Annotated in this window: 10 protein-coding genes; 3 read left to right on the top strand and 7 right to left on the bottom strand. The window is 71.4% G+C overall.

Translation table 11 applies throughout. From position 1 onward, the window contains the following. The first annotated feature begins 215 nt into the window (after positions 1-215). Together FNH04_RS30080 and FNH04_RS30085 are read left to right on the top strand one after the other, a co-directional pair. Positions 216-1,058 carry a helix-turn-helix domain-containing protein gene (locus FNH04_RS30080; RefSeq protein WP_152788932.1) on the top strand — a complete coding sequence of 281 codons (843 nt, stop codon included), beginning with the start codon at positions 216-218 and terminating at the stop codon, positions 1,056-1,058. An 11-nt stretch (positions 1,059-1,069) separates the two neighbouring features. After that, complete coding sequence (locus FNH04_RS30085; protein WP_152788933.1) at positions 1,070-1,249, top strand: DUF397 domain-containing protein; 180 nt, start codon at positions 1,070-1,072, stop codon at positions 1,247-1,249. A 117-nt stretch (positions 1,250-1,366) separates the two neighbouring features. On the opposite strand, the gene FNH04_RS30090 is transcribed toward FNH04_RS30085, so the two are convergent. The 5 genes from FNH04_RS30090 to FNH04_RS30110 form a co-directional block, all read right to left on the bottom strand. Continuing rightward, complete coding sequence (locus FNH04_RS30090) at positions 1,367-2,746, bottom strand: FG-GAP-like repeat-containing protein (protein WP_152788934.1); 1,380 nt, start codon at positions 2,744-2,746, stop codon at positions 1,367-1,369. Positions 2,747-2,801: 55 nt separating this feature from the next. Beyond that, positions 2,802-4,238, bottom strand: coding sequence for an FG-GAP-like repeat-containing protein (locus FNH04_RS30095; RefSeq protein WP_152788935.1), 1,437 nt, complete (start codon positions 4,236-4,238; stop codon positions 2,802-2,804). Positions 4,239-4,316: 78 nt separating this feature from the next. After that, positions 4,317-5,792 carry an FG-GAP and VCBS repeat-containing protein gene (locus FNH04_RS30100; protein ID WP_152788936.1) on the bottom strand — a complete coding sequence of 492 codons (1,476 nt, stop codon included), beginning with the start codon at positions 5,790-5,792 and terminating at the stop codon, positions 4,317-4,319. A gap of 258 nt (positions 5,793-6,050) precedes the next feature. Beyond that, a complete protein-coding gene (locus FNH04_RS30105) occupies positions 6,051-7,496 on the bottom strand; it encodes an FG-GAP-like repeat-containing protein (protein ID WP_194236865.1) in 1,446 nt (481 codons plus the stop codon). Positions 7,497-7,601: 105 nt separating this feature from the next. Then, the gene (locus tag FNH04_RS30110; RefSeq protein ID WP_152788938.1) at positions 7,602-8,978 is read right to left on the bottom strand and encodes an FG-GAP-like repeat-containing protein; all 1,377 of its coding nucleotides are present in this window, start codon (positions 8,976-8,978) and stop codon (positions 7,602-7,604) included. Between the two features lie 180 nt (positions 8,979-9,158). On the opposite strand from FNH04_RS30110, the gene FNH04_RS30115 reads away from it, so the two are divergent. Then, entirely contained in the window at positions 9,159-9,608 is a 450-nt protein-coding gene (locus FNH04_RS30115) for a DUF6281 family protein (protein ID WP_152788939.1), read from the top strand. Positions 9,609-9,672: 64 nt separating this feature from the next. Here the strand turns inward: FNH04_RS30115 and FNH04_RS30120 are convergent, their stop codons facing one another. Next, a complete protein-coding gene (locus FNH04_RS30120) occupies positions 9,673-10,962 on the bottom strand; it encodes an FG-GAP repeat domain-containing protein (RefSeq protein WP_322724233.1) in 1,290 nt (429 codons plus the stop codon). A 159-nt stretch (positions 10,963-11,121) separates the two neighbouring features. Beyond that, a partial coding sequence (locus FNH04_RS30125; protein ID WP_194236866.1) for an FG-GAP repeat domain-containing protein occupies positions 11,122-12,127 on the bottom strand: 1,006 nt, incomplete at its 5' end.

Genomic DNA, 12,127 nt, shown 5'->3' on the forward strand with positions numbered 1-12,127 from the left:
CCCGGTGGGTGGTGGGGTGGGGTTCGGGCGCGCTGTGGTGTCGGGCGGTGGCTCTGCCGCGCCCGCCGTGGCAGGGCGGTGCGGTGCGCTTCCGGGACGTCCCGGCGGTTTCACAGCGTGTGCGGCGCGTCACTCAAGGTAGGGGTAAATCTGTATCCTGTGCAAGCTGAACCGGGATACTGGGGTTGTCTCAACTTGCGGGAGAGAAGAGGAACATGCCAGCAAGGAGTGTCATCACAGCACGTCAGGAGCGACTCGGTGCAGAGTTGCGAAAGCTCCGGGAGCGGGCAGGGCTGACCGGGCGGGAGGCCTCCCGAGCGTTGGGCATCGCTGAGAGCAAGTTGTCCAGCACGGAGGCGGGCAGGGTCGGCGTGAGTGCCGAGCGCGTACGGCATCTGGCCAGTCAGTTCGCGTGTGATGACGCCAAGCTCGTCGATGCGCTGGTGGCCATGGCGACCGAACGTGGACGGGGCTGGTGGGAGGAGTATCGGGGACAGGTGCCGTCCGGCTACTTGGACTTGGCGGAACTGGAGCACCATGCCTCGTTCTTGAGGAACTTCGAGAGCGTGCACATCCCAGGTCTGCTCCAAACCGAGGACCAGGTGCGGTCGATCTTCGCGGGGTCGGTGCCGAAGCTGTCGGAGAGGGAGACGGAGACGCGGGTGGAGTTCCGGCTCCGCCGGCAGCAGGTTCTGGCCGGGCTGCGCTACGAGGCCCTGATCCATGAAGCCGCACTGCGGATCAGGGTGGCCGATCGCAAGGTGGCAAGAGCACAGCTCATGTGGCTTGTTGAGCGCTCCGGGCTACCCAACGTGACCATCCGTGTGGTGCCGTTCGACGTCGACGGATTCGCAGGTGTCGTCGATCCGGCAGCCTACGCAGGGGGCCTGGTTTCCCGCCTGGACACCGTGGTGGTGGACAACCAGCACGGTAGTGCTTTCCTGGATGCAGAGGCACAACTGGCCCGTTACCGTGAGGTACTGCGCAAGGTGGAGGGGGCTGCTCTGGGGGTCGTAGAGTCACGAGAGTTGATCCACCAAGTCGCACAGACCATGTGAGGTGTTCCGGCATGCCGCACGACGTCGATTGGCAGAAGTCATCGTTCTCCAGCGGCGGCGACGCGGCCAACTGCCTCGAGATCGCCTCCACCCAGGACACCCCCCTCCTCCGCGAAAGCGACGAACCCGGCACGGTCATCGAAACAACCGCCACCGGACTCGCCGCCCTCATACGGTGGAGCCGTAAGTGACCGGAAGATCCGGGCCACACGCGACCTGCTCACCCCGAGGTCACCGCCCTCGGAGCCGGCCCGAATCTGCCAGTCGCAGCCTTGGCTGTACACGCGAGCTCCACCACGACGAGGTGGTCAGCCGACCAGGAACATGCCGAGCTGCGGGTAGTACGCCGTGGACATCCCGAACGCGCTCGGGCCGTAGCTCGCGGAGCCCGTGGTCGTGAGGCCCGTGGCCGAGCCCTTGAGGAACGTGAGCGAGCCGTTGCCGTCGTTCTCGCTGTCCGAACCGACGACGAGGTCCGCGTAGCCGTCACCCGTGACGTCCCGGAGCAGCGTGGCCGTGCCGAAGGAGTCGTTGGTCTCGGCGGCGCCGGGGACGCCCTCGGTGTCCTGGGTGAGTGTCACCGGGGAGCCGAGCCCGTCCGCGGCGCCGTAGTGGACGAGGACCGCGCCCGACCAGTCGACCGCGGCGCTGCTCGCGGGGGTGCCCACGGCCAGGTCCGGGTAGCCGTTGCCGTCGATGTCGCCGATGGACGGGCGTCCGTACGCGCCCACCGGCAGCTCCACGGCGGACTCCACCCCGGTGGACGTGCCGTACGAGATCGCCGCCGTGCCCGTCGTCCCCAGGTCGCCCTCTACGGCGTCCTCGGTCTTGCCGGTGACGATGTCGCCGTACCCGTCCTGGTCGAGGTCGCCGACGGCGATGCTCTCGCCGTACGGGAGCTCCGTCTTCTGGGTGGGGGCGGACGTGGTGCCGTAGTAGAGGAAGTTGCGGTGCAGGTAGCGCTCGGAGCCGAGCTTCTTCTCGCCGCTGACGACCAGGTCGGCCTTGCCGTCGGCGTTGATCCTGCCCGCGGCCAGGTCGAGGACGCCGGCGCTGCCGGTCCAGGTGGTGGTGTAGGTGATCTTGGAGCCGGTCGAGCCGGCCTTGGTGAAGCCGCCCTTGATGATGTACTGCGTGGTGCTGGAGGCGCCGACGGCGAGGTCGGCCTTGCCGTCGCCGGTGAAGTCGGCGATGGCGAGGGCATGGCCCCAGCGGTCGTGCCCGGAGACGGCCGGGTCCTTGACGGTCGTGGCGCCGGACAGGCCGCTCGCCGAACCCCAGACGATCACCACCGCGCCGCCGTTCGTGTCGTCGCCGACCTTCTCGTACGGGGCGCCGACCGCGAGGTCGCTGTAGCCGTCGTTGTTGAGGTCGCCGACCGCCGTCGACATGCCGAAGCCGTCGGACTCCTCGGCCGAGCCGGGGACGCCGGAGGTGTTCTGGCTGATGGTCTTCTTGGTGCCGAGGCCGGTGGCGGAGCCGTACGCGACGGCCACCGCCCCGGCCTCCCACTTGCCGCCCGCCGTGGCGAACGGGGCGCCCGCGGCGGCGTCCTGCCTGCCGTCGCCGTTGAAGTCGCCGACCAGACCGGAGGGAGCGGCCGACGCGGTGCCCGCGGTGGCGGTGAGGAGCGCGCCGGTGAGGGCGGCGGTGGTGAGGGCCGCGGCGGCGGAGAGACGGATGCGCATGAGAGGTTCTCCAGTGGAGCCGGTGTGGAGCTGGTGAGGGAGGGCCAGGAGGGCGTCAGCCCGCGAAGACGTTGCCGAAGTACGACAGGCCCGAAGGGCCGCCCAGTGTCGCGGCGTTGAAGGACTTCGAACCCGTGGCGGTGATGCCGTTGGAGGTGGTCCTGAAGAGCCAGACCGCGCCCGCGCCGCCGTTCTCGCCCATCGCGCCCGCGGCCAGTTCCGTACGGCCGTCGGCGTTCGCGTCGGTGAGGCGGACCGCGTCGCCGAAGTGGTCCTCGGACTCCGCGGTACCGGGCACGCCCGACGTGTTCTGGGAGAAGGACTTCGCGCCGCTGCCGGTCAGGCCCGACGCCGAGCCGCGCAGGACGGTGACCGTGCCCGCCCGCCTGGCCGAGCCGATGGACTCGTACGAGGCGCCGACGGCGATGTCCGCGTAGCCGTCGCCGTTCACGTCGCCCGCCGCGAGGCTCCAGCCGAACGCGTCGTTCTTCTCGGCGGTGCCGGGGACGCCCGCGGTGGCCTGGGTGATCCGGACCGGGGTGCGCGAGCTCAGGCCGCCGGACGCGCCGTACGTCACCGTGACCGCGCCGCCGAGGCCGCCGTTCGGCTCCTCGGTGGACTTCTCCATGAAGTTGCCGGTGACGATGTCGCCGTAGCCGTCCTTGTCGACGTCCGCGATCACGCCGTCGTAGCCGCCCGCGAGCCTGCTGCCCTCCTTCAGGCCGGTGGCCGAGCCCGTGTAGAGGACGCTGCGGGTGCGGTAGACGTCCGTGGACTCCTGCTGGCCCATGACGAGCAGGTCCGAGGTGCCGTCGCCGGTGACGTCACCCGCCACGAGCTTCTGGGGGATGACGTCCGTCTGCTGGGGCGAGTCGATGCCGACGAGTGCCGTCGCCTTGCCCGTGCGGGAGAAGGGGCCCTCGAAGACGTTCAGCATCGGGTACGCGCCGTTGAGTGCCGCGAGGTCGGTGTCGCCGTCGCCGTCGAAGTCGCCGGCGGCCACGGAAAAGCCCAGCTCGTTGCGGTGCTCGGGGAGGGGCGAGGAGATGTTGGCGGCCGTCTTCAGCCCGCTCGCGCCGCCCCAGACGACCGTGAGCGCGCCGGACTCGGACTCGATGTCCGAGCCGAGCCGCTCGCTGGACACGCCGACGACCAGGTCCGTGTAGCCGTCGCGGTCGAGGTCGCCCGTGGTCAGGTGCTCGCCGAAGTCGTCGTCCGACTCCGGGGTGCCCGGAATACCGGTCGTGGCCTGGCTGATGATCTGGCGCTTGGAGGTGTCGAGGCCGCTCGCGGTGCCGTAGACGATCGCGACGTAGCCGGCGCCGGACCTGCCGGACACCTTCGCGAGGGGCGCGGCGATCGCGATGTCCCGGTAGCCGTCGCCGTTGAAGTCACCGGCCAGGCCCGAGGGCGCTGCGGAGGCCGTCGTGGGGAGGGCGGCGAGCAGGCCGGTGGTCAGGGTCGCGGCCAGGAGGAGGGTGCGCTTGCGCAAGGGGGCTCCAGGGTCGTGGGCTCCGGACGGAGGGCCCGCACCCCGATGCGTGCGGGCCCGACGCGCTGTCTGGGTACGTCAGTTGGCCGCGTTGCCGCCGAACAGCGGTGACGCGTCCGTCGACACGCCGACGGAGGACGGGGCGATGGAGCGCGAGCCGGTCGTCGTGATCTTCGTGCCGTTGGAGGGCAGGTAGACCACCGAGCCGTTGCCGCCGTTCTCGCCCATCGCGCCCACCGTCAGGTCCGCCTTGCCGTCGTCCGTGACGTCGGTCAGCTTCACCTCGGAGCCGAAGTAGTCGTCCTTCTCGTCCGAGCCGGGCACACCGGCCGTGGACTGGGCGAAGTACTGGTAGCCGGAGGCGGTGTTCAGGCCGGACGCCGAGCCGTAGAGGACCGTCACCGCGCCCGCGTTGACGACACCGTTGAGGTTCTCGCCGGCCGCGGCGACCACCAGGTCCTGGAAGCCGTCGCCGTTGATGTCACCGAGCGACAGGTCGTTGCCGAAGAAGTCGCCGCGCTCGGAGGAGCCGGGCACGTTGCCGGTGTTCTGGGTCACGGCGGTGGCTCCGGCCGGGCCGTCCGCCGAGCCGTAGATGATGTGGGCCTTGCCGCCGGTGGCGGACTCGGGCACGGACGGCTCGTCGGGGTCGTTGGACGGGTCCCACTCCTCGCCGGTCACGATGTCGCCGAAGCCGTCGCCGTTGACGTCACCGATGCCGGTGACGATGCCGGGCTTCAGCTTCTGGGCGGAGGAGGCGGACAGGCCGGAGGCCGTGCCGGGCACGTAGTAGTTGGCGTTCCAGCCCTCCTCGCTGTCGGCCTCGAAGCCGTCGACGATCAGGTCGGTCCGCTGGTCGTCGTTGACGTCGCCCGCGGTGAGGTTGAACGGGCCCGTGCCGTCGCCGGAGACGATGGGCGGCTTGATGGTGTAACGGCCGCCTGCCGTACCGGACTTGCTGATGCCGTCCTTGAACACATGGATCGTGCTCGTCGTGGCGCCGACCGCCAGGTCCTCCGTGCCGTCGCCGTCGAAGTCGCCCGCGGCCAGGGACTTGCCCCACCTGTCGTGGGAGGAGGGCGCCGGGTCCGCCAGCGTCGTACCGCCGGACAGACCGCTCGACGACCCCCACAGGATCACGACCGTGCCGCCGTCCGTGTCGCCGCCGACGTCCTCCAGGGACGCGGACACGGCGAGGTCGTCGAAGCCGTCGCCGTTGAAGTCGCCGTACGCGCTGATCCAGCCGAACGTGTCGCCGGTCTCGGCACTGCCGGGGACGCCGGACGTGTTCTGGCTGACCGTGGTGCGATTCGTGGACGTCACACCGCTCGCCGAGCCGTACAGGGCGACGATCTGGCCGGCGCCCTTCTTGCCGCCCACCGTGGCGTTGCCGGCCGCGTACGCGACATCGCCGTACCCGTCGTCGTTGAAGTCCGCCACGGGGTGGTGGACCGAGTCGGCAGCCGTCGCCGTCGCCGCCGAGAACGTCAGCAGACCGCCCGTCAGGGCTGCGGCGGAGGCCGTCGCGAGGGCGAGTCGCAGATGTTTGTGCATGCGGGAATCTCCTGCTGCATGCGGGACGCCTGGTCGGCGTCCACAGTCAATGGGGTGCCGCGTCTGCCCGTGTTCGCCCGGAGTTCGCCTGGGCGTCGCAGGGCAGTCGGCTAACAGGAGACTCATAGGGGTGCAGGAGGGTTGTATGGGAGTTCGAACTATTTCTCGTGGCTCGTGAGGGCGGTGGGGCGTACGGGTCCCCTATGGTCCGTACGCCCCAACTGTCGTGGTCCAAGCGTGTGTTGCGCCCGCCGTTCGCTACTTGCCGAGCACCCCTCCGTACGCCACCGCCCCCGACAGATCCAGCTTCCCCGGAGTGAAGGACACGGCCGCGAGGCGTGTCGCGTCGCCCGCCGACGGGCGGTACCAGACGCCGCCCGTGCCCGCGTTCTCGCCGGGCGCGCCGATCACCAGGTCCCCGTGGTGCGCGTCGTCGTACGGCGCCGAGGTCAGCGCCGTGCCAAAGAGGTCGCCCTCCTCGGCCGTACCCGCGATACCCGAGCTGTTCTGGGTGAAGGACGGGCCGGTGAACACGCCGTCGGAGCCCGCCCGGAGCTCCCAGTACGCACCCGCCTTGGCCACCGAGCCCACCGCCTCGTGGCTCGCGCCCGCGAGGAGCCCGTCGCCGCTGCCGCCGAGGTCGGCCACGGCCAGGGAGGCACCGAAGTTGTCCCCGGACTCCGCCGTGCCGCCCACCTCCGGGGAGGACTGCGTGGTGCAGGTGACCTTGCCGCCCAGCGTGCTGCCGGCGGCGCCGTACACCGTGGCGACCGCACCGCCGAGACGGTCCTCGCAGTACGTGCTCTCCGCCTCGGAGTTGGCGTGGACGTCACCGATCGCGAGGTCCTTCCGGCCGTCGCCGTCGAAGTCGCCCGCCGCGAGGGCCGTACCGAAGTCCGTGGTCCGCCACAGGGTCGTCCAGGTGCCGGAGACCAGCGTGCGGACGCGGGTGCCGGAGCTCTCCGTGCCCTGGAACGTCGCCGCCAGGTCGTCCGTGCCGTCGCCGTCGAAGTCGGCGCTGGTCAGGGCGCGGGCGTCGCCGAAGTCGTACCCCTCGACCAGGTCCAGGGGCTGCTCCTTGGTGAGCGGGCCGGGGCGCAGCATGGCCGAGCCGCCCTCCTCGCCCGCGACGGTCAGCACCAGGTCCTGGTCGCCGTCGTCGTCGTAGTCCCCCGCGGTGAGCAGCCGGCCGAGCTGCTGCCCGTCCACGCCCTTGGCCACCGTGAGCCCCGACTTCAGGCCCTTCGCCGAGCCCCACAGCACATAGGCGGCGCCCTCGTGCGTGGTCGACGTGTCGGTGACCTGCTCGCCGGGGGCCGTGACGGCCAGGTCCGCGAAGCCGTCGTCGTCGAAGTCCGCGGCCTGGACCGCGAACCCGAAGCGGTCGGCCGCCTCGGCCGTGCCCGGGATGCCCTCCGACGCCTGGCTGATCTTGGTGGCCGTGCCGTCGAGCCCGTTCGCCGATCCCCACAGGATGTGGACGAAGCCCGCCTTGGCGATCCCGTCGGCCGAGCCGCCGGGGACGCCGACCGCGAGGTCCGCGTAGCCGTCACCGTTGAAGTCGCTCCTGACGGTGGGCGCGGCGGTGGCCGAGGGGGCGGCCAGGGTCGCGTACAGGGCGAGGGCCGAGGCCACGGAGAGGACGGCGACGGGCACGGCTCTTCGTGCCGGGATGCGGAAGGCGCTGCGCTTGTGCTGTGGCACGGGGGGCTCCAACTCGGTTACGGGGGTGAGGGGGTGAGAAGAGAGCGACCTGCGGGTGGAGCTGCGGTTGGATCACGGGTGGATCAGCGGATGCGTCACGGTGGATCAGCGGAGAACGGCGCCGAACTGGCGGCCCGCACCGCCGATCCCGAAGTCCGAGCCGTTGAAGGATGTCACGGACGACGTGGTGAGGCCGGAGGTGGTGCCGCGCAGGACCCAGACCGCGCCCGCGTCCGCCGCCGACCCTATGTCCTCGCCCGTCGCGCCGACAGCCAGATCCGCACGTCCGTTCTTGTTGATGTCCTTGATCCGGACCGTGGAGCCGAAGCCGTCGCCGGGCTCCGAGACGCCGGGCACGCCGGAGGTGTCCTGGTGCCAGGAGGCTCCGCCGCCGAGCCCGGTGGCGCTGCCCCTGAGCAGGACGACGGTGCCGACGTCCGCGCCCGAGTCCACCGTCTCGCCGGGCACGCCGACCGCCACGTCGGCCCGCCCGTCCCCCGTGACATCGCCGACCGCGACGGAGCTGCCGAACCGGTCGAGCAGCTCGCTGGTCCCGGGCACCTGGGGGCTTTCCTGCGTGTACGTTCCGGTGTGGCCGAAGTCGCCGGGGCCGCCGTAGTGCACGGTGATCGAGTTGTCCGCGGGGTTGCCGGTGACCAGGTCGGTGTACCCGTCGCCGTCGACGTCCCCGGAGCCCGCCGCCGAGCTCGTGGCCCGGCGGTCGGTGCCCTCGGCGAGCACACGGGAGTAGTAGCCGATGTCGCCGGAGCCGCCCTTGACGTACGCGGTGTAGGGGGAGCCGTCCGCGTGCTCGCCGTAGACGACGTACGTGTAGCCGGTCGCGCTCGTGAAGTGGCCCGCCTCCATGCCCTCCAGCCGGATGTCCTCGGGGAGGAACGGGACCTCGGGGGCGTTCGGGGTCGTCGGGACCGCCCCGTCGGAGTACCACCACCAGCGGTTGGAGCTGATCACGGCCAGCTGGGCGTAGCCGTCGCCGTCGAGGTCCACGAAGGAGGCGCCCTCGCCGAAGCGGACGTCCTCCGCGCTGGGCGCGTTCAGGACCATGCCGCCGGTCGTGAAACCGTTCGCGCCGCCCCAGACGATCGTGACCGATCCGTCCGGTTTACCGGTGACCTTCTCGCCGGGCGCGCCCACGATCAGGTCCGCGTACCCGTCGTTGTTCGCGTCCCCGCTCGTCACGTTCTCGCCGAACTCGTCCTCGGCCTCCGTGACGCCGGGTACGCCCGAGGTGTTCTGTGTGACGGTGACGGACCTGGCGGGGGAGACTCCCGAGGCGGAGCCGAAGGTCACGGTCACCGCGTTGGCCTTGGGAGTGCCGATCACCAGGTCCCGGTAGCCGTCGCCGTTGTAGTCGTCCTTGAGCGCCGAGGCGGCGGCAGCGGTACCGGCCAGCGGCAGTGCCGATCCCGCCGCGACAAGTGCTCCGGCGCACACGGCAAGGACCAGCTTCTTCGCACGCATGAGTAGCCTCCTGGAACTGGGCAACACCTGTTCGGTTCCTGTCCGTTCCTGGATGTGACTCACGAGGCGTACCAAGGGTTGTGTGGGGGCGGCGGGGAGGTGAACGAACGTTTTCGGCATGGCCGGGCGTCTGTGTTGTGAGGCGGCCGACGCGGCCGCCCGGAGCCGTGGGAGAACACCATGAGGACCTCTTCCCGTACTCGCCGCCGTGCGCTGACCGGGCTGTCGGCGTTCGCGTTCGCCGCCGTCACCGGCCTCACGGCGGGCTGTGGGCCGATGACCGGTGGTGGAGGCGAGCAGGGCGAGGCGTCGTGTGCGTTCGTCGTGGAGTTCGAGAAGCACCGGTACCGCCATCTGGACATCACCGAGTTCACCGCGGGCTCGCAGATCGGCACGGCCGCCGTGCCCGTCTGCGACGACACGGGCGGCGGGCGCGATGCGGTGTCCAGGGAGGAGGAGGAGCAGGAGGTGTACCGGGCCTACGAGATCACGGGGCTCGACACGTCCGACGCCATCGCGGTCCGTTACGCGCCCGACGACGAGCCGTCCTTCATGGCCCGCACGGGCGAGGAGCTGCCGCCCGAGGTGCGGAAGCTGCTCGACGAGCAGGAGCAGCGGGGCGAGCGGTAGCAGCGGGGCGAAGGGCGGTGGTGGGTGCCACGGTCGCACGGCGCACGACGCGCCCCCGGAGGTGTCAACCGGCGTTCAGGAACTCCGCCGTGGAGAAGGTCAGCCGGGGCTTCGCCGCCACCAGGCCCTCCTTCCGGCCGGGGTACAGCGCGACCGTGTCCTTCGTCTCGCCGCGATAGGTCCGTACGGCCAGGTCGGCACGCCCGTCCCCGGTGAAGTCGGCGACCGCCAGCACACGCGTGGTGCCCGTGGAGGGCGGCTCCACCGTGACGAGACCGGAGGCGGACGGCCCGCCCGCGCGGCCCCGGAACACCCGCAACCGCGTCCCGCTGGAGACGAGTTCGCTGAGCCCGTCGCCGTCGAAGTCGCCCGCGTCGAGAACCGTACCGGGCACGTCGAGCGTGCCCCGCAGGGTGCCCGGGACGTCGTAGCGGAGCGCCGTTGCGCCCATGGAGCCGATCGCGGCATCCAGGGCGGCCTTGCCCTTGCCGAAGCGGCCGAAGACGACGTCGACACCCTCGGGGAGGGCAAAGCCCGTGCGAGTGGGGCCCGCCGGGCCGCCGTACACGACGCTCGACGGTGAGGCCTCGCCGTCCTCGCGGACGAGGAGGTCGTCGTAGCCGTCGCGGTTGACGTCGACCGAGGGGCCGGTGGGCACACTGCCCGGGGCGGCGAGCGGGCCCTGGGCGTCGCTCGGGGCGCCCTTACGGGTGAAAGGGCCTCGCAGATAGGTGAGTTTGCCGCCCGTGGCGTGCACCACCAGATCCTCCACGCCGTCGCCGTCGAAGTCGCCGCACACCGGCTGGTCGGGCCAGTCGTTGCCGGCGCGGGCCCCGGTGGGGACGGTGAGCTTGACCGCTTTGCCGGTCAGGCCCTTCGGGGAGCCGAAGAGAATCTGGAGCGGGACCGGCGGCTGTCCTTCCCCGTCATAGGGCGGATCGGTGGAGACGACGAGGTCGGTGAAGCCGTCCTTGTCCAGGTCGCAGCTCTCCTCCGCGTCGAACACGGCGGGCAACTGGCCGTCGGTGGGGGCCGCCTGTTTCGCCGGGCTGAGCAACTGCCGCGCACCGGGCGCCGGTCCCGTGGCCGTCCCGTACACGATGCCGATGCCCGCGTCGTCGGCGTGGCTCTCCTTCTTGGCGAGGTCGTTGAGTACGAGGTCGCGGTGGCCGTCACCGTTGAAGTCGTCGTCGGTCCTGCTGCCGTCGCCGAGGGGGACGGGCACCTGGGCACGGGCCTTGGCCACGCCGACGGGGCTGGACGGCTTCGCCGAGCCCTCGTCGGCGGGCTGGGCGGCGCCGCAGCCGGTGAGGAGGCCGAGGACGGTGATCCCGGTCGCTGAAGCCGCCGCCACTCGCGCAAGCGCCCTGTGCCCGCCCACCGTTCACCTCATCCATACCAGGGGTAACAACCTGGGCCATGATGCACGTGTTCGAGTGGGGTCGTAAGGGCGGAACGGTGGGGGATCGGTCACGCCGTGCCATCGATCACTCTCCGGCCGGTCCGAGGCCGGTCACCCGAAGCCCAGATCCTCCTCCGTGACGTGCCGTGAAGCTCTGGTGTCGAGGCCGTCCGGGGAGCCGGGCAGGACCCAGAAACCCGTTCTCCTGGCGAGGTTGTCGGACGCGGCAACGACGTCGAGGAGGCCGTCCCCGTTCACATCGAGGAGGGGCGGGCGGGAGGCGAGGCGGTGGCGGACGTACTGCTTGTTCCCCCCGCCGGGGTCGTTGCTGACGCCCGGCACGCCGGGGGACTCCAGGCTGACCGCCTGGAGGCGCGTGCCGGAGTCCAGGCGGGCCGCGTCGGGGGCGATGTAGACCACGCCGTGGTGGTCGTTGGCGACAGGGGTGCTCACCACCAGGTCGGGGCGTCCGTCACCGGTGACGTCGCCGACGGCGACGCCCTTCGAACCGCCGTACTGGGGCCGGTCCCCGTCCAGCCCCGGCGGGTCGGTGAACGTGACCTCGGCGGGCTGCCCCTCGCCCGGGGCGCGGTTGACGAACACCGTCAGCCTGGTGCCGTACCCGATGAACCGTGTCCGGACCAGTTCGTCGTCGCCGTCCCCGTCCACGTCGGCGGGTACCCCGGTGAGCGCCCTGACCGCCGCCTCGTCGGACGGGGCAGGCGTGGCGGCGAGGACGGGACCGCTCACGCCGCCCCGGAAGTGGTGGACGCCCCGGAGATCCGTGATGCCGTCGCCCTCGCTGTCCGGGTCGGTCCAGCGGAACCACACCGTCAGCTCGTCGCGGCCGTCCCCGTCGAAGTCCCCGGAGCCGGACCGGTACGGCATGCTCTCGGACGGGAGCTTCCCGGCGGGCTCGGCGGTGCGTGACGCGGCACCAGCGCGGTCGAACGGGCCGAAGTACACGGTCCCCGTGGACGTGCCGGGCGCCCCGAGGCGGAAGACGTCCCCGCTGCCGTCGCCGTCGAAGTCGCCGACGCTCCCGAAATCGGCGGCCCCGCCCTCCAGGTCGCCGACCATGCGGCTGCCGGTGGCCAGATGACGGACCCCCGTGATC

The sequence above is a fragment of the Streptomyces phyllanthi genome (assembly GCF_009377205.1).
GTDB lineage: Bacteria > Actinomycetota > Actinomycetes > Streptomycetales > Streptomycetaceae > Streptomyces > Streptomyces phyllanthi.